Consider the following 18,209-nt stretch of genomic DNA (forward strand, 5'->3'; position numbering starts at 1 on the left):
CATACAAAGCAGGTGATGTCTTGAATAAAATAATCGGAATAATTGGATTAATTGTTTCCTTAATTGTGCAAGGGTTTTCAGCAAGTGATTCGTTGACTCATGAGATTGCTATGGCCTTTCTATTTGTATTCTTAATCATTTATAATTTTGAACATGCTAAGGATTTCTCTAAAAAATCTCTAATTGTCTTAGGAGCAATCTTTATAGCTCTAATGCTAGGTATTTATCAACTCCTTTCCTTTATCGGTGATTACTTTAATAGGCTCAACTTAAATATTGGACTTATCATCTTACTTGAGATCGCTTTGATCATTGTTTTGGTATCTATTGCAGTAAACTTAATGAAGCTTATTGCGAATCGGTTAAGGAAAACACCTCATGGAAAAGAGTTTTAACTCTTTTCCTTTTTTATGCTAAGTGCCCCTTTCTATTGGTCTCTTATGTATGAAATCAAATGCAATATCTTTCTCAGGTTCCATTTCCTCTGTTTCTCGCTGCACAATAATAATTAGTTGGCCATTTTCCTGACGATCCATGCTCTGGACTGAATATCCTTTAGCAGCGTAATATTCACTACGTAGTTGCTATGCAGATTCGTCTTTATCACTCGTGTACCATCCACTTATTTTATTTTTATTCTTTATTGGTTTATATGTATTCTATTCTCAGCTGAAATAAGGATTGTCTTTAAGGAACAGTACTTCCTCTATCTGTTGACCACGTGATTCAAAGTGAAAATCAAAATCGCTATAGCTTCTTATTATTCATACTGTAATCATCATTAACCCCCCCCCTTACAGATTTCAATAGTAATAAAAACATCTTAATATCCGTATTTAAATGACATTAACCGACACACAATTTCCATATGTATGGTATTAATATCACTATTTCCCTAATCCACAAAACCATATAATGTGATTGCAAGAAGAAAATTATGGAAATGGGGGATTTTACATGAGTTACAAAAAAGCATTAACAGGTGTTGCATTATCTGTAGGTTTACTTGTTTCAGCATCTCCAGCGTTCGCTGCAAGTACAAGCCCGGATCAGGTAGTAGCAAATGTTGCAAGTGATGATTTTAAAGCTCAAGCTATCACATGGGATCTGCCTAGCACTACAGGTATTTTTGCCAACACATTTGAACAAGACGGAATCCGCTGGTATTTAAAAAGTATTACAAAAGTCTCGGAAGGATATTGGATTGGCCACTACGAAGGTGTACGAATATAAGATCGTAATTGGGGGCTTCTGGCTCCCTTTTTTAACTTCATCGTCCAGACCTTCTGGGATTTCAATTGTAAAAAGCAGTGATTCATCTTGAAACTTAATTGCCATTACCTTTAACCTCTCAGAGTTTATTTCTAAGGCATTAGCACTTGTTTAATAATATGTCTGGTTTTAAAATGCTTTACTTCCTCTTCAATACACCTCTCGGGAGCATCATTCCGCATTCAGAACATTTGTAAATATCCATATGCCCATTGTTCTAATTCACTTTCGCCGCAGCTAGGACAAATAATATCTTCGAACCCGCGCCCTTCAACAACTCAGGATTTTGATAATATCGCCGATCATTTTGTTTGTTGCCGTCTTCGAAAATAACAGACGTGCTTCTTTCTTTTTCTCGTTAACGATGTACCATAGCCTTCCAGCAATCTTATTTCTCCGATGAATGTTCCTGCCCCTGTATGGATTCCATAGCTCCGTTTCCTTCTGCTTCACAATTTCACTCGCATACATTATTTTCATGATTGCATATTTCTCTTTGATCAGTTTCCGTCATAAGTGCCGCTATGGAGCTGTCGGTGAAACAAACCAAAACACCATTACACTGACGCCGCAATACCCAATCACCATCGATGGTTAGGCTCCTTCCTTTATCATCCCGATAATGCATCTGCTCGCTGTCCCATACTCTGAATTCTGTGTTCATTGCGCATCCTCCTATATTTATCTCTCTTTTGATTGTTTTTAAAGCGAATGAAGCCGTGTTTTTCATATCTACTTTGTGAAATCACTTTCTATCTTCTGTATCGCACAGAGGAATTTTATAGCTATGTTGGATTGTTCATAGATTTTGTATGTGCCGGTTTTCTAAAGCATAATGCACATGGTTTACTTTCTGTTGATGAGATCCTCCTATTTTCACGCTATTTCCTCCTTAACGCCCTTGCTGCAGCCGCATTTAGAGTAGCAGGCATCTAGGCGGATTTATATATTTAAACGAAGTTCACCAAACGTTAACAAAAAATCCCTTGGATATTTTTGTATTCCATGTAATAATACAAGTGTATTAAAAAACAAAAGGAGTGTTTAAAATGAGAATGAAAAAAGTTTTAGCTGGTTCTGCTTTATCCCTTTCTTTGCTGGTATCAGCTGTCCCTGCTTTTGCTGCTAGTCCAGATGGTACACATTCTGAAAATAATAGTGTTGCTTCAAGTGATTTCAAAGCTAAACTTTATACAAAAGAAGAAACAAACGACTCCGGCATCTTTATTAATACGCATACCGATGCGGAAGGAATCACTTGGTTCCTGAAAAGAATCAATAAAAACAGCGATGGAACTTGGACAGCATATTATGAAGGTCGTAAACTTTAGCCATTAGAGAGGGAGCTTTGCTCCCTTCTATCATTCTTATTTAAAAGAAAAAAATTTCCACTATGTGGTCTCATAAGTATGAAATCAAATGCAATATCAACTTTCCCTAATTCCATCTTTTCTGATACTCGCTGAGATCCTCAATGGTCTCGATTGATTCACCCTTAGCTGCAATATAAGTAATTGATCATACCATTGATGTGATTGCTGTATAAGGTTCGTCTTTAAAATACAAGCCTCCATATATGAAAACGATGGACTCTCCATCTTCATTATTAAAGACAAGATTGAATATATGCAGTGCTTCATCAGAACAACTATTTCTTATAAAAGTATAAAATAAGTGTTCGTTTTGCATCTTTCCTGTTACGAAAACTCTACTCAAGCCAGAATTCATTTTGTTTTTTTAAAAAACATTCTTGATTTTCACATTTATATAAGCACTCATAAAACATTAGATCATATCCATTATATATAACTAAAATGCCGGTATAAGAGCTATTATATGGAGATTTAACTACCAAATATATGGGGGCATATTTACATCTAAATACTCAAAAACAAACGTACCTATAGTACTTTCATTCCACACCCTACCCAAATTTTCATTTTCCTAAATACGACTCAAAATCACCTTATTTTACATCGTAAACGCTATCGTAAAACCGTATAGTACCAATGTTTTTCTCTCTTATAATTCCCCCTTTTTCTTCAATACTTACTTAAAGCAGCCACTTCCCTCTACTCCCTCTTACGTTTTAAGATCGTTTAATCCCTATTCATCAATCAAATTAGTCAATATCCATATGTTTATCGCCTTTTTAAACTCTTTTTTAATTTTTACGATAAGCATGTTATTGGGCGTTCGATATATGACTTGATTGTATTTGTTGACAATTTGACAGAGAAATTTAATGCACTTCTAACTTTTTTAATTGCAATAGGAATTGTGGTTGCCCCCACAACTCAAGGCATTTCTGACAGTGAACAAGCAATGGATTACGAAGCTCTACAATAAACCCCTATCCTTCTATTAATGAGGAGGGTATTTTTTTCGTTTTTTCAAATGAAAAAATCGCCGAAAACTTTACATCCTTTTACAATTTTTTCAATGACTATGTTATGATTGTTTTCGAGAGATTTTTGAAATTTTCAGAAAGAGGGGTTTGAATGAGTAAGATCGCTTCTGAAGTTGTCGCTACTACACTGAATGACTGGTACATTGCTATAAAAAAACAAAAGGTTGATGAATCAATTAAATATTATTCAGAGATAAAAAAACTTTTTGATGAAATGGAAGAAGACCAAGAAGTTCTTGCGTATTATAGTCTTTTAGAAGAAAGACATAAAATGTTGCTGCATTCCTCACGAGGAGAACCTTTGCAAAAGCACACCTATTTTACTGAAGACAATCAAAACTTCATTAAAAAAACAAATGATAAATTAGAATACAACTTTTATTTATTTGAAGCAATGTATGAGGCATACAACAAAAACTATGATCGAGCAATCAACCTATATGGATTAGCTGAGAAAAAGCTTGCAGAAATTCCAGATGAAATTGAAGCAGCTGAATTTTACTCTAAAGTCTCTTACTTATACACTCTTGTTAAACAAAGCATTGTGGCACAACACTATATAAAAAATGCAATTTCAATATATAAGCGACACCCTGATTATAAATGCAAACTAGCTACTTCAACAATGATTGCAGCTGCAAACTATGCTGATATGAAACGATTTGAGGAAGCAGAAAAATATTACTTAGAAGCAATTGATATTGCAAAAGAAACAAAAGATGAATTTTTAAAAGCTCAATTATTTCACAATCTTAGTATCGTTTATTCTGATTGGAACAAACCTGATAAATGCATTAAATCTCTTGAAAAAGCAATAGGAAATGAAGCTTGGTTACATTCGATTTATTATATAAATTCTTTATTCATGATGATTAAAGAACTCTTTAAAATTAACGAAAAAATGAAAGCCATTAATTTTTACAATAAAGCACAGGAAAGACTCATATTAATGGAGAATAAAGTATACGAAGCCAAAATTAGCATCTTATACAACCTTTATTGTGGGGAATTAAAAAATAATTTCAATAACTGTATTAGTAATATTGAGTTTTTAAAACAACAAAATGAACTGGAAAGTGTAGATGAATTGTCCTACATAGCTGCAAAAAGGTTTGAATCAATAGGTGCTTTTGAAGAAGCAACAAGCTTTTTCAATGCGAAAATTTGGGCTGAACAGAAAATGAACCAGGTGGAGGGAATCTTATGAAAAAACTTGTGCTTTGCGTATCTATTTTAGCTGTAATTTTAAGTGGGGTAGCTTTAACGCAATTGAGTACAGATTCACCATCTAACATCCAAGTAGCTGAAAGGCCAGTCGGAGGATAATGAAAGACTAATTAATTTAGCCCTACTCATGATGAGTGGGCTTTTTATTTTATGATTTATGTCCACCAATTAGCCCAGCTCGATGTTCCTGCAGGTGTATAAGAAACTGCTCTCAGGATCGCTTTCGATTCGTATTTGTTTCTTTCCCATTCATTACAAACCCGAGCTTTCTTCTACCAAATAGTCTTATTTGCTGATTAGAGTTATCTTCAATATTAGACTTACATGATTCTAGTAAGAAGATTGTTATTATCATTATTTTGACTGATGTTCCCTTTTAAAAGAATCATGTATGATCGATATAGAAAACGTTTTCAAAGAAAGGGGATACCAATATGTCTAATCGTATGAAACGAGTGTTGTTGCTTTTTGTCACTGGATTGTTTATGAGTTTGTCTGCAGTCACTTCTACTGCCTCGGCTCAAACCGGCGGATCGTTTTTTGACCCTTTTAACAGCTATAACTCTGGATTATGGCAAAAAGCAAATGGTTATTCGAACGGAAATATGTTCAACTGCACTTGGCGTGCAAATAACGTCTCAGTGACGTCAATAGGTGAAATGCGTTTGGCGCTAACAAGTCCATCTTATAACAAGTTTGACTGCGGGGAAAACCGCTCTGTTCAAACATATGGCTATGGACTTTATGAAGTCAGAATGAAACCAGCTAAAAACGCAGGGATCGTTTCATCGTTCTTCACCTACACAGGCCCAACGGATGGAACTCCTTGGGATGAGATTGATATCGAATTTTTAGGAAAAGACACAACAAAGGTTCAATTTAACTATTATACAAATGGTGTAGGAAACCATGAGAAGATTGTGGATCTTGGATTTGATGCAGCCAATGCCAATCATACGTATGCGTTCGATTGGCAGCCAAACTCTATTAAATGGTATGTCGATGGGCAATTAAAACATACTGCGACAAGCCAAATTCCGACAACACCAGGAAAGATCATGATGAACTTGTGGAATGGTACGGGTGTCGATGAATGGCTTGGCTCTTACAATGGTGTAAATCCGCTATACGCTCATTATGACTGGGTGCGCTATACAAAAAAATAATGCCAAATGTGAAAGAGCCTGCTGCAATATAGCAGGCTCTTATGATTGTAATGAGAAAATTGTTGGCGTTCCCTATAGTGAAACTGAAGAGCAAATAGAAGTTTAAATTTATATGAGTTTAGTTTCTTAACTAAATGATAACAAAAAGCGAGTTTATTTTTAGTCGCTTTTTGTTATGGCTTATGCCCACCAGTAAGCCCAACTATGTAAAGCGCAGTTCCTCCAGGTGTATAAGAAACTGCTCTCAGAATCGCTTTTAATCCGTATGCTTCTAATTCCATCCATAACGAATCCAGGCTTTCTTCTCTTTTCATTATCCACTTCAAATAAACTCAACTGTTGATTAACTTCATCTTCAATATTTGATAACGTAACCGAGATACTTCTCTCTTACCCGAGTAAAACTTATGAAAGAGCATCAAGCAGCATCTATAAATATCCATCGTGATATTTGTGGGAAGATCAATTGTTTTTGCTCGATGAAATCCCCCCCAAGCTCATCCTTACTGTAACCAATCCCCAAGCTTATTGTTCGACCAACTTTGTTATGTGTACGTGCCCTTCCTGCAAATCTCCAAGAGAACAGCTTTCACGTCTCCAAATAAATAAACCTCTAAAAATTAGAAGACATAAAAAATAACAAGGGCATTAAGACCCTTGTGAAAGCTTGGTTTCATTACACTCTCTATCTTCCTTTTTTATCATTTCTATATTCTTTTACAAATTTTGGTAAAAAATAAAAAGGTACCGTTTGGTACCTTTTTTTATATTCATTCCTCATTTCTTGTGAATTTTGGCAGTCCGAATATAATTGCTATGATGCCGCAGATCCCGATTAAAACAGGATAGAAAGAGTAATGCAAGATGCTGACAGGTGAAATATTCCCAAACTTCCCGGCCGATAACATCTGCGCGCCATAAGGAATTAAGCCTTGTACCACGCAGGAAAAGATATCTAAGATACTTGCCGACTTTCTATTGTCGATTTTAAATTCATCAGAGATATTTTTGGCTATCGGTCCGGCTGCAATAATAGCAATCGTATTATTGGCAGTAGCTAGGTTAGTAACACTGACCAATCCGGCAATACCGGCTTCAGCACCTTTTTTCGAATTGATCTTTTTGGAAATGAATCCCACCAAAAAGTCAATCCCTCCGTTTTGTTTCATGACGCCGACCATTCCGCCAATTAACATTGAAAGGATGATAAGATCAGACATTCCGGCAATTCCATCCGTAATTGCTTTAAAATAAGACTCAAGCGTCAAGCTGCCGCTTGCAAACCCTATAATTCCTGTTAAGATCAATCCCCCAAAAATGACAGCCACCACATTAAAACCAATTAACGCAAAGACTAACACGGCAACATAAGGAAGTACTTTAAACCAGCTGTAAGATTCAGCCCCGGTATGTCCTACGTGTCCTGTCGGGATAAAAAATAATAAAATGATAGTTATGATAGCAGCAGGCAAAACGATCAAAAAATTCGTTTTAAATTTATCCATCATTTGTGTTTTTTGTGACCGTACTGCCGCGATGGTGGTGTCCGAAATAAAAGAAAGATTATCTCCAAACATAGCTCCGCCGACAACAGCTGCAATAGCGATTGCAGTAGGCAAGCCAAGTTCTCCGCTCAAACCGGCGCTAATTGGAGCAACTGCGGCAATCGTCCCCATCGATGTTCCCATCGAAACAGAAATAAAACAAGCAATGATAAAAAGCCCTGGCAGTATAAACTGCTTCGGAATAATGCTCAAAGCAAGGTTGACGGTTGAGTGTACCGCTCCCATCGTCTCAGCTGCAGAAGCAAAAGCACCCGCTAATATAAAAATGATAACCATAATAATAATATCAGGATGTCCCGCCCCGGAAGCAAACCATTCTATTTTCTGATTGAGAGATTGCTTCTGGTTAAATGAAAGCGCGAAAGCTGATGCTATAATTGCCGCAATCAATATCGGCAATTTATAGAAATCTCCAGTCAATACACCAGAGCCGACAAAAAGGCCTACAAATAAGACTAGCGGCAATAGCGCCCAAGGATTTCCATTTTGTTTCATCTAAGTAGCCACCTTTAATTTCAGTATCAAGTCGTAAAATATAGTCTAAACAACATTCCATACTTTAAAAGGCTACAGTAAAAAAGTCAAGCGGGAAAATAGTATAATAATTATTAAATTAATAACAGAATTGAAAGAAGGATTTTTCAAGGAGAGGAAAAAACACTTTCATCAACAGATTATTTGGGAAGTTCCATATACAATACAACTGTTTGATGAGGAGTGTTTGAGGGGGCAACACGCAACGATGCTGCATAAAAACTGTTTTAGCTATTATCAATAAAACAATATAAAAAGGAAAGAGTTCATACCCTTCTTCCTCTTTATGCACCAGCTCAATCTGCGGTCATAGCAATTGTTATTCAAACAAGAAATAGCAAACATCAGAGAACATGAGGAGCATTTACAAGAAAATAAATTCAATAATTAAAAGGGCGCTATTTTCATATTCAAATTGAGTTCTTGTAAGCACTAATTGCTTCGTTACGTAGTAACATGTTATCTTTGTTAACCATGCCTAAGTTGTAAGCTTTTTTAATAATATCTAATACCTTCAAATCCATTGCAGAAAGACTACCTCCACCATTTCATCTAGATTTCCAATAATCTAAAGACTTATTTATGTCAAGTGAGCTTTTTTTATTCTCAGGTTCAACTACCCCATTTTTCTCTAGTTTTTCACAGAATTCACTAAAACTAATGGATGCAGGAGTTGGATTATTCCCTTTGTGATTACCGAGAACCCCTTACTTCAGGCCGCCGAATATCTTAGGACGCAATAAGCCGCATTTGTTCCCTTTGACCGGTGCCTTGTTTGTCGAATAGATGCGCCATGAATCGGTCGAAGCTGGAAGGTAAACGTATTTCTTACCGCTGGATGACCGCTTAGAAGAGCCGGATGATCCCGTCAGCTTTAGCACTTGGCCGACTTTGATTTCATTCGGATTCTTAATATTATTCCATTTCCGAAGGTTTGCCACACTTACCCCGTGCTCTTTTGCAATTGCGGAAAGAGTATCGCCTTTTTTGACTGTGTAAGTGCTCCCGGAAGCTTTTGACATCGATGATGACGGTTTAGAAATTGTTTTCCCGCCTAGCGTTTTCAATTCTGCATCAATGGCAGCCTTAACCTCGTCCCATTTTCCCTCTGACAAAATACGGTGCGGACAATATTTGCCGTTCCAGTCTTGATGCTTGCGCACACGATCAATACCCTAGCCGCGCTCTATGAGCAGCTGCGCCACAAATTTGATTGCTAGTTTTTCTGCCGCCTTGTATCTAGGGCCTCCTGACTTGCTGTAACAGATTTCAACGCCTATAGACTTACGGTTTCCGGTGCCGTTTGTGCCGTCTCCTGTGTGCCATGCGTTACGATTTAACGGCAGCCCTTGAATAACCTTTGTGTCATCAAACTGCAAAGTGGAAACTTGTTGATTGGTCATATTTTGGTCAAGGACCAAAAATATCGATCTCTTAACTTATGACCAAAATTTAAAAATCCCCTGACACCAATAGTGCCAAGGGATTGAGAGATTAATACTGAGACATGTACTGTTCGCGCTCCCAAGGATGAACTTGTGTGCGGAATATAGTCTAGGCAATATTTCAATGTCATAGTGCATGATAAACGTTGAATTAAAAAGGTTTTGTTATTTCTCTTCGAATAAGAAATCATCAAGTATATTATTTTTGTGGGTGTTTTGTGGGTGTCTTTGTGGGTGCCCACATCTATTCATTTTTAGATTTTTATTGTAATCTAAAGATATACATATAAAGGGAATGATGACACTGAATATAAATAAAGTAAGATCAGCACTTTACAAGTCAGCTAGAATTTTAGATGATGTTAACGCCGCTAAAAATGGCACACTTTGGAAACAGATAACCCGCCATGCTTCTGGGATATTAAAAATACGATTATCAAAAGTATAATTAAGTAAGGAATGAGGCATTTAATTTGGCTGAACTATATAAGTTTGAAACATTATCTAATGAATACCCTGATTTATTAGAGAACCTTCTAACAGGGAATGGGTTCTCAATTGAATTTAATGACAATTTTAAATACGGTGGGCTCCTTGATTATCTGAATCATGAGCATAAGTTGGACGATATAGAGCAAGAATTGTTCAAATCTTTTAATACCACTAATTTTGAATTTGTTTTAAATTCTTTATTAACAGCAATTAAAATTAACGAAACTTATAAAATAGAAAATAAAGATTTATGGAAAAGCTATGAGACAATAAAACAACACTTGATTTATGCAGTTAAAGGAATTCATCCTGAACGATACAGCCTGAATATCAAGAAATTAGCTTGGAGTTTTAATATATTTAAAAGCAATATCTTCACAACAAATTACGACTTACTGTCCTATTGGGCTTTATTAGAGGTGAAAAGGTCCAAGGGGGAGAACAATACTGGTGATTTCTTTCTCGGAAGAAGACCGGAAAATTTGACTTTTCAACCGGATTATTTTGCAGAACATCAGTTCAAACTTTATTATCTCCATGGAGGATTGCACTTTTTCGAAAGTAACGGTGACATAATAAAAATTAGACCGGATAAATACAAGATTTTAGACACTATCACTAATGAATATGATAAAGGAAACTTTCCTTTATATGTATCTGAGGGCACTTATGAAAATAAGCTTGCACAAATTAAAAGAAACAGATACTTAAATTTTTGTTATGACAAGCTTTTGAAAACTTGTAAAGGAATAACTTTATTTGGACAGAGTCTACAACCTAAATACGACCAACACCTTATTGACGCTATAAAAAGTTCTAATGTAAAATACATAGCTTTTGGAGTTTATGAAACTCCCGCAGAATCTAAGGAATTTATTATAGAAAATACAAAAAAGAATTTTAATGATATAGGCGATAAAGAAATACTCTACTTTGATTCTCATGAATTCTTTGATTCAGTTAAATCAATAGCTCACAAAAGAGCTAATACGCAAGGCTTTGGAACAATACTTGATGAATTCCCTGACCTTGTCTAATTCTATACGAACATTACCAATTATTTTTATTAAAAGGTATGTTTTAAAATTTGAAAAGGAGTGATTTTTTTGAAAGAATTTTATGAAATTAAAGAGATAAATAAAGATGTTAATAGATATATAAAAGATGGTTGGATATTAATTGATTCTTATAAAAAAAGAAATTATGACGATGGGGAATATATAATTTATATAGTTGGTTATCCGTACAATAGGAAACTAGAGGATCTAACTGAGATAATTAATATCTATGAAAAATACGGTTTTAAAGAACATTTATTCAAAAAAATCGCAAAAGATAATGGTGAAGACTTCTCTAAAATAACTGATTATAACTACATAGATTCTGAAACAAATAAAACAACCACATTTATGAATTGGTTTGAGAAAAAAATAGGAACTAATCGAAAATATGCTGTAAAAGTAAAAGAAAAAAAGAACTGGGATAAAAGTGATATTTCTGAAGAAGACCTCCCTTTTTAATAAAGCCCTCCTCAATGAAGGGCTCTTTTTTTATAGTAATAAAGCTTCCAACCTTACTTTCGTTTTTGGACCATATACCGTCTTGGGTAAGTCCATACATTGACTGGAAGCGCTTGACCGCGTAAACGGTCTTCAATTAATTCAAATAGGTAAAATGACACAGATCAAATTAATCATTTCTCACTTTTGAATCACATCCCTGTCTATTTCTTCATTTTCCCATGGTAAAATCTTGTTGGAGCTATTCAAACGAAAGGATATGATCATGAAAGTATTTGAAGCCAAATCACTGCTATCAGAAGCAGATAGACGCGCAAAGGAATACATAGAATTAAGAAGGCAGATGGCCAATCTAAAAAAGGCTTTTAAAGCTGTAGCTGATTTAGATGACAGTGAGTTTTCCGGCAAAGGTGCTGACAACATTAAAGCATTTTATCAAGACCACGCTGGTGTAGCTGACAATTGGATTGACTTACTTGATATGAAAATTGCTTTCTTGACAAGCATTTCAGGCACTTTAGAGGACGCTAGCTTATCTGATGCATATATAGAAGAATCCTTCTTAGAACACGAGCTGGCTAACGCCTACACAAAATCAAAATCCATAATCTCTGAACAAAAGAAAGCGATGAAAGATATCTTACATGATATCGATGACATCCTCACACTTGATTTGTTCTCGACTGAAGACTTTAAAGACGAACTCGCTGATGCGGAGGATAAACGCAAAAAAACAGTCAATAAACTAGACAGCGTGGACCAAGCACTTGTTACTGAATATGCCCAGTCAGAGCCAAACGAGCAATTCATCAAGAAGGACTTCCAAAAGCTTGAGGAATCCACAGGCAAAGGCAAGAATGCTACACCAATCCATTATAATGCCAAGGCTTATCGAGAAAGTGATATACATAAGAGAAAAGGCGATATCGAGAAACAGACTGAAGCTTATTTAAAGATCAAGAAAGATGAAGCTAAAGAACGAGAAATCAAAGAATTGAAGAAGAAGCTAGCTGATGGAGTGACGGATCCGGATGAATACTTAAAAATTGCCAAGAAGGTCGGCTATGAGAATCTTACCCCTGAACAGCTTGAATTTGTTTCATTTCTTGAACAGCGTAAAGCTTTCATGGATAACGGAAAAGAAGTGTTGCAAATCATAGGTGATGGCGCCAAAGGTGCGATTGTTGGTGTATACGATCTTGCCAAGGATACCGGTGAAGGAGCCATTCAATTCGGATGGAATATCGGTTGGACAATTGACAACTTAAACAAGGATCCTCAAAAAGTGCTGGATACAGTTCTGGAATACGACTATCAAGCTGCTTTTCAAAGTATAGTTGACACATTGAAGGATAATTGGGATACAAAAATGATTCACGGGGATGCATACACACGGCTGCACTATGTTACTTATTTGGGCGGAAGTCTTCTGTTGTTGAAAGGTGGAAAGTCCTCTGTCTCAACAGGATCGAAAGATCTTGCTAAAGTTGGGAAAGCAGCTAGTGGCACAATTAAGAAAGGCGGAAAGTCTGTAAAACAGTTTGTCAAATCTCCTGTAAATCGGTATACTCCTGCATTAGAAGGAATCCTTCAAGATGCTGAGAATACCATTAACGTGAAAAATACTCCGCTGCTAAAAAGTATTGTGGAAGATAAAAAAGAGAGTGTTCTCAGAAAATCTGAAACTTCTAACAACATAGGTATAGGTAATGTCAAACAAGGTGATAGTACCCCTCTCGCACCTGGTGGAGGGTTAGCTGCTCATGAAGCAAAAGGAGGGCACCTTATTGAAAGACACGTTGGGAAGACCGACGAAGAATTAATAGAAAGACTGAGAACTGATCCTAACCCACATATTACAGCTTCATCTACTTTTAAAGATAGGGCTACCGCTGAGAGAATTGCTAATTCAGTCTTAAACGATCCAAAAAATATAAAGAAAATCGAAAATTGGATTGATGATCCTAAAAAACCTAAATTAATGTTAAAATACAAAGGCGATGGAGAAATAATCGGCAGAAGTGTATCAAGAAATTCAGAACTAGTAGAAAACGTTACAAACGCAAAAATTATACTCAAAAAAGATAACAACGGTAACTTTATTCTTACAGGATATCCAACCAAATAGAAAGAGAGGAAGTATCATGGATGAAAGTTATGATTTCTTAGACGAATTAGAAAATTTTTTAGGTGCAACATTTCATCAAGATATCCGATCCCCTGAACACGCATTAGACGAATTTATTGAGGAAATTAGTAAAGAAGGTTTGCTATTTACAGTTAAGTTTTGCGAAGAGTTTCTAAATAGCGATCTAACTAAAGAAGAAAAGGAAGACATTATAAAGTGTAATGCAGAAATATATTTCCCGACAATTGGATTACCACCTATAGAATGGTTGAAAAGTGTAATAGAAAAACTAAAAGAAGCTATTTAAAAGAAACACTGAAAGGCCCCCATTTTAAGAGGGCCTTTTTATATTACTTCAATTTCGCTTCAATTTTCGCCTTAGTCTTAGGTCCATAAATGCCATCAGCAGTCAGACCATTTACTGACTGGAACCGTTTGACTGCATTTGCTGTTTTTGGACCATACACGCCGTCAATGCCGTTATTCTTCGCCCCTTTGTCCGGGTAGAAATAAAGAGACGCCAGAGCATTTTGAATCCGCCTTATGTCATCCCCTTTTCGCATAGGGCTTGTTACTCTAATGACACCAGAGGGCAGCGCATATGACGTTTTTTGCTGATAGGTTTAGGGCTCGAAGTGCTTGAGCCTGTGAGCTTTAATACTTGGCCGACCTTGATCAAGTTCGGGTTTTTGATACCGTTCAAGCTTTGCAGGGTTGCCACATTCACCCCGTGCTCTTTTGCAATTGCGGAAAGAGCATCGCCTTTTTTGACTGTGTAAGTGCCCCCAGAAGCTTTAGGCGCAGATGATGACGGTTTAGAAGTGGTCTTTCCTCCCAGCGCCTTCAATTCTGCTTCAATGGCAGATTTAACCTCGTCCCATCTTCCCTCTGACAAAATACGGTGCGGACAATACTTGCCGTTCCAGTCTTGATGTTTGCGGACACGATCAACACCCCAGTCTCGTTCTTTAAGCAGCTGCGCCACAAATTTAATAGCCAGCTTTTCTGCCGCGTAGTATTTAGCGCCTCCCGATTTACTATAACAAATTTCGACACCAATCGACTTACGGTTCCCGGTGCCGTTGGTGCCGTCTCCTGTGTGCCATGCGTTACGATTTAACGGCAGCCCTTGAATAACCTTTGTGTCATCCACTGCAAAGTGGAAACTTGTTGATTGGTCATATTTTGGTCAAGGACCAAAGTTATCGATCTCTTAACTTATGACCAAAATTTAAAAACCCCCTGACACCAATAGTGCCAAGGGATTGAAAGATTAATATTGAGACATATACTGTTCGCGTTCCCAAGGATGTACTTGCGTGCGGAACATATCCCACTCGATTTCTTTTGCTTCGATGAAGTGCTCGAATAGGTGCTCGCCTAGAGCTTTGACCATCACTTCGTTTGATTTGAATTCGTCTAATGCTTCAGCAAGTGTTGCAGGAAGGTCGACGATTCCGTTTTCCATGCGCTCTTCTTTGCTCATCACGTAGATGTTGCGGTCGATTGGAGCTGGCGCTTCTAGTTTGTTTTTGATTCCGTCTAAACCTGCAGCAAGCAAGACGCTAAGTGCTAGGTACGGATTCGCAGCTGGATCGACGCTGCGCACTTCAACACGTGTGCTGATGCCGCGAGAAGCCGGGATACGGATAAGCGGGCTTCTGTTTTGCGCGCTCCATGCAACGTAGCAAGGTGCTTCATAGCCAGGAACAAGACGTTTGTAAGAGTTCACTGTCGGGTTTGTTACTGCTGTAAAGCTTGTTGCATGCTTCACGATACCTGCAATGAAGTGTTTCGCTGTTTCACTTAACTGAAGATCTGCGTTTGCATCATAGAATGAGTTAACGCCATCTTTGAAGAGTGATAGATTGCAGTGCATACCTGAACCGTTCACACCGAACAACGGTTTTGGCATAAATGTCGCATGCAGACCGTGTTTGCGGGCAATTGTTTTAACAACTAGTTTAAACGTTTGGATGTCGTCACAAGAGCGGACTGCACCGGCATATTTAAAGTCGATTTCGTGCTGGCCAGGCGCTACTTCGTGGTGAGATGCTTCGATTTCAAAGCCCATCTCTTCAAGCTCAAGAACGATATCGCGGCGGCAGTTTTCTCCCAAGTCAGTTGGAGCTAAGTCGAAATATCCGCCTTTGTCGTTTAATTCAAGAGTCGGTTCGCCTTTTTCGTCTAATTTGAATAAGAAGAATTCAGGCTCAGGTCCTAGATTGAAATCACTGAAGCCCAGGTCTTCCATTTCTTTCAGAATCCGTTTTAAGTTGTTTCGCGGGTCACCTTCGAAAGGTGTGCCATCCGGATTGTAAATATCACAGATGAAACGTGCTACTTTACCTTTTTCAGCTGTCCATGGGAAGATAACAAATGTATTTAGATCAGGATACAGGTACATATCTGATTCTTCGATGCGAACGAAACCTTCAATAGAAGATCCGTCAAACATGACCTTATTATCAAGTGCTTTTGGAAGCTGGCTTACAGGAATCTCAACGTTCTTGATTGTTCCAAGAATGTCGGTAAATTGCAGGCGAATGTACTTGACGTTTTCCTCATTTACTAATTTTACGATATCTTCTCTTGTATACTTTGCCATTTCGTAAAACTCCTCCTCTAAAAGGTAAATGTATATAGCAAAACAGTTGCTAACGGATTAATGAAAGAAGCGGGACATGTCGCCTTGACGGAAAGTATTTCCTCTTTGAAAACGGCCGGCTTGCATAAGCTCGTTTTTCAGGAGCTGTCTCAGTTCGTCATCAGACAGATCATGTTTCATTGGTTTCTTCGTCTTCTCATTTTGTTTCTGTTCCGGCTCGGCCGATGCTTTCGCCAGAATTTGTTTAATTCCTGCCATGTTTACACCTTGTTCAATCAGGTGTTTAATTTCTAACAGTTTATCTACATCGTGAAATGAGAATAATCGTCTATTTCCTTCGCTTCTAGCTGGAAATATCAGTCCATTTTCCTCATAATACCGAATTTGTCTTGCTGATAATTCGGTCAATTGCATGACAATTCCTATTGGAAATAAAGGCATTGAGCGGCGAATGTTATCACTCATCTCAATTTCCTCCTTTTCTTAACTTAGTTTCATTATAGGTGATGTTATATTTTGTGTCAATAACATGTAAGGATTCTTAACATGAAATTCAGTGAAAATTTTAAACTATTCAAATTAATTTCTTATCCATTAAAGAATCCACTGCACTGCATATGGCATTTTTCACATGCGCATAGGTTAATCCTCCCTGCACATACGCTACATATGGCGGGCGGATAGGGCCATCAGCTGATAATTCAATGCTTGCTCCTTGTATAAATGTGCCCGCTGCCATAATCACATCATCTTCGTATCCCGGCATGTAGGCTGGATAAGGCGTCACGTGGGCATTGATCGGCGATGCATATTGAATGGCCTGGCAAAAGGCAATCATCTTTTCTCTGTCGGAAAACTCAACGGATTGTATCAAATCTGTTCTTTTCGCATCCCATTTCGGGTTTGAAGTGAAGCCCAGTTTTTCAAGGAATCTCGCTGTAAACACCGCTCCCTTTAAGCTTTGTGACACAACGTGAGGCGCCAAAAAGAAGCCTTGATACATTTCCTGGAGCGAGTAAAGAGACGCTCCGGCTTCCCGGCCGATGCCCGGTGAAGTCATTCGGTATGAACAAGCCTCGATCCATTCAGATTTTCCAACGAGGTACCCGCCTGTTTTGGCAAGACCGCCTCCCGGATTTTTAATAAGAGATCCCGCCATGAGATCGGCGCCTACATGGCAAGGTTCCAGCTCTTCTACAAATTCTCCGTAACAGTTGTCCACAAATACGATAAGATTTTCATTGATTTCTTTTACAAAGCGGATCATTTCTTTGATTTCACTAATTAAGAAAGAAGGACGATTGGCATATCCTTTTGAGCGCTGAATGCCGATCACCTTTGTCTTCGGATTGATAGCTGCAGCGACAGCATCGTAATCTATTTTTCCGTCTTCAGTCAGTTCAACCGCATTGTAGCCGATTTGAAAATCCTTTAGCGATCCAGAATTTTCTCCGCCTCTGACGCCGACAATTTCTTCTAACGTATCATACGGCTTGCCTGTGATATAAAGCAGCTCGTCCCCCGGTCTGAGGACACCGAATAAAGCAATGGAAATCGCATGTGTGCCTGATATAATTTGAGGCCTGACAAGCCCGGCTTCGCCCCCAAACACATCTGCATAAATGCTTTCAAGTGTATCTCTTCCGATGTCATCATAGCCGTATCCTGTAGACGGCGTAAAATGAGTGTCGCTCACCTTGTGTTTTCTATAGCTTTGAAGCACTCTCCATTCATTGCGTTCACTGATTTCTTCTATTTGTTTATGAACGCCCGCAATTTCCGTTTCCACTTCCATTGCTGTTTTTTTTAATAAATCTCCGTGTGTTAAAGTTTCGAACATGT

The 18,209-nt window shown here is 37.6% G+C and carries 16 protein-coding genes and 6 pseudogenes; 11 read left to right on the forward strand and 11 right to left on the reverse strand.

From position 1 onward, the window contains the following. Positions 1–20: 20 nt before the first annotated feature. Both LNN34_RS06630 and LNN34_RS06640 read left to right on the forward strand, forming a co-directional pair. A complete protein-coding gene (locus LNN34_RS06630; protein ID WP_202657086.1) occupies positions 21–395 on the forward strand; it encodes a YoqO family protein in 375 nt (124 codons plus the stop codon). 562 nt (positions 396–957) lie between these two features. Continuing rightward, the gene (locus LNN34_RS06640; protein WP_024121546.1) at positions 958–1,233 is read left to right on the forward strand and encodes an LCI fold-containing protein; all 276 of its coding nucleotides are present in this window, start codon (positions 958–960) and stop codon (positions 1,231–1,233) included. Positions 1,234–1,729: 496 nt separating this feature from the next. Here LNN34_RS06640 and LNN34_RS22065 read toward each other — a convergent pair whose 3' ends face one another. Then, positions 1,730–1,936 (reverse strand): Y4bD/Y4pK family protein, encoded by a 207-nt coding sequence (locus LNN34_RS22065; protein ID WP_229043017.1) that lies wholly within the window; start codon positions 1,934–1,936, stop codon positions 1,730–1,732. Positions 1,937–2,321: 385 nt separating this feature from the next. Between LNN34_RS22065 and LNN34_RS06650 the strand changes: the two genes are divergently transcribed. The 4 genes from LNN34_RS06650 to phrK all read left to right on the forward strand — a co-directional run bounded on the left by LNN34_RS06650 (position 2,322) and on the right by phrK (position 5,008). Continuing rightward, entirely contained in the window at positions 2,322–2,603 is a 282-nt protein-coding gene (locus LNN34_RS06650) for an LCI fold-containing protein (RefSeq protein ID WP_024121543.1), read from the forward strand. Between the two features lie 898 nt (positions 2,604–3,501). After that, positions 3,502–3,621, forward strand: coding sequence for a phage holin (locus LNN34_RS06655; protein WP_229043069.1), 120 nt, complete (start codon positions 3,502–3,504; stop codon positions 3,619–3,621). A 152-nt stretch (positions 3,622–3,773) separates the two neighbouring features. After that, entirely contained in the window at positions 3,774–4,889 is a 1,116-nt protein-coding gene (rapK, locus tag LNN34_RS06660) for a response regulator aspartate phosphatase RapK (RefSeq protein ID WP_044155774.1), read from the forward strand. Next, positions 4,886–5,008 (forward strand): phosphatase RapK inhibitor PhrK, encoded by a 123-nt coding sequence (phrK, locus tag LNN34_RS06665; RefSeq protein ID WP_004399440.1) that lies wholly within the window; start codon positions 4,886–4,888, stop codon positions 5,006–5,008. Before rapK ends, phrK begins: the two co-directional genes overlap by 4 nt. A 49-nt stretch (positions 5,009–5,057) precedes the next feature. On the opposite strand, the pseudogene LNN34_RS06670 reads toward phrK, so the two are convergent. Continuing rightward, positions 5,058–5,228: pseudogene (locus LNN34_RS06670) on the reverse strand (hypothetical protein); the annotation flags it as partial. 115 nt (positions 5,229–5,343) lie between these two features. On the opposite strand from LNN34_RS06670, the gene bglS reads away from it, so the two are divergent. Then, on the forward strand, positions 5,344–6,075 hold the full coding sequence (gene bglS / locus LNN34_RS06675; RefSeq protein ID WP_059291760.1) for a beta-glucanase: 732 nt from the start codon (positions 5,344–5,346) through the stop codon (positions 6,073–6,075). Positions 6,076–6,248: 173 nt separating this feature from the next. On the opposite strand, the pseudogene LNN34_RS06680 reads toward bglS, so the two are convergent. The 4 genes and pseudogenes from LNN34_RS06680 to LNN34_RS06695 all read right to left on the reverse strand — a co-directional run. Beyond that, positions 6,249–6,671 (reverse strand): annotated as a pseudogene (locus LNN34_RS06680) (UV damage repair protein UvrX); the annotation flags it as partial. Positions 6,672–6,845: 174 nt separating this feature from the next. Further along, positions 6,846–8,135, reverse strand: a complete 1,290-nt coding sequence (locus tag LNN34_RS06685) for a Na+/H+ antiporter NhaC family protein (RefSeq protein ID WP_059335711.1) — start codon at positions 8,133–8,135, stop codon at positions 6,846–6,848. 449 nt (positions 8,136–8,584) lie between these two features. Beyond that, positions 8,585–8,836 (reverse strand): annotated as a pseudogene (locus LNN34_RS06690) (hypothetical protein). A 45-nt stretch (positions 8,837–8,881) separates the two neighbouring features. Beyond that, positions 8,882–9,569 (reverse strand): annotated as a pseudogene (locus LNN34_RS06695) (LysM peptidoglycan-binding domain-containing protein); the annotation flags it as partial. Between the two features lie 523 nt (positions 9,570–10,092). Here LNN34_RS06695 and LNN34_RS06700 point away from each other — a divergent pair. Together LNN34_RS06700 and LNN34_RS06705 are read left to right on the forward strand one after the other, a co-directional pair. Further along, positions 10,093–11,148, forward strand: coding sequence for a DUF4917 family protein (locus tag LNN34_RS06700; protein WP_229043018.1), 1,056 nt, complete (start codon positions 10,093–10,095; stop codon positions 11,146–11,148). A 69-nt stretch (positions 11,149–11,217) separates the two neighbouring features. After that, entirely contained in the window at positions 11,218–11,631 is a 414-nt protein-coding gene (locus tag LNN34_RS06705; protein WP_229043019.1) for a hypothetical protein, read from the forward strand. A 30-nt stretch (positions 11,632–11,661) separates the two neighbouring features. Here LNN34_RS06705 and LNN34_RS22070 read toward each other — a convergent pair. Continuing rightward, positions 11,662–11,764 (reverse strand): annotated as a pseudogene (locus LNN34_RS22070) (peptidoglycan-binding domain-containing protein); the annotation flags it as partial. Between the two features lie 132 nt (positions 11,765–11,896). Here LNN34_RS22070 and LNN34_RS06710 point away from each other — a divergent pair. Together LNN34_RS06710 and LNN34_RS06715 are read left to right on the forward strand one after the other, a co-directional pair. Then, complete coding sequence (locus LNN34_RS06710) at positions 11,897–13,759, forward strand: ribonuclease YeeF family protein (RefSeq protein WP_229043020.1); 1,863 nt, start codon at positions 11,897–11,899, stop codon at positions 13,757–13,759. A gap of 16 nt (positions 13,760–13,775) precedes the next feature. Further along, positions 13,776–14,066, forward strand: coding sequence for a contact-dependent growth inhibition system immunity protein (locus LNN34_RS06715; RefSeq protein WP_029316956.1), 291 nt, complete (start codon positions 13,776–13,778; stop codon positions 14,064–14,066). 43 nt (positions 14,067–14,109) lie between these two features. Here the strand turns inward: LNN34_RS06715 and LNN34_RS22075 are convergent. The 4 genes and pseudogenes from LNN34_RS22075 to LNN34_RS06735 form a co-directional block, all read right to left on the reverse strand. Beyond that, positions 14,110–14,912 (reverse strand): annotated as a pseudogene (locus LNN34_RS22075) (peptidoglycan-binding protein). 120 nt (positions 14,913–15,032) lie between these two features. Continuing rightward, complete coding sequence (gene glnA / locus LNN34_RS06725; RefSeq protein WP_024121509.1) at positions 15,033–16,367, reverse strand: type I glutamate--ammonia ligase; 1,335 nt, start codon at positions 16,365–16,367, stop codon at positions 15,033–15,035. Positions 16,368–16,424: 57 nt separating this feature from the next. Further along, positions 16,425–16,832, reverse strand: a complete 408-nt coding sequence (gene glnR / locus LNN34_RS06730; RefSeq protein ID WP_010334345.1) for a transcriptional repressor GlnR — start codon at positions 16,830–16,832, stop codon at positions 16,425–16,427. Between the two features lie 109 nt (positions 16,833–16,941). Further along, on the reverse strand, positions 16,942–18,207 hold the full coding sequence (locus LNN34_RS06735; RefSeq protein ID WP_024121508.1) for an aminotransferase class I/II-fold pyridoxal phosphate-dependent enzyme: 1,266 nt from the start codon (positions 18,205–18,207) through the stop codon (positions 16,942–16,944). Positions 18,208–18,209 lie beyond the last annotated feature (2 nt).

Source organism: Bacillus sp. AF23, assembly GCF_020861455.1.
Classification (GTDB): Bacteria; Bacillota; Bacilli; order Bacillales; family Bacillaceae; genus Bacillus; species Bacillus halotolerans.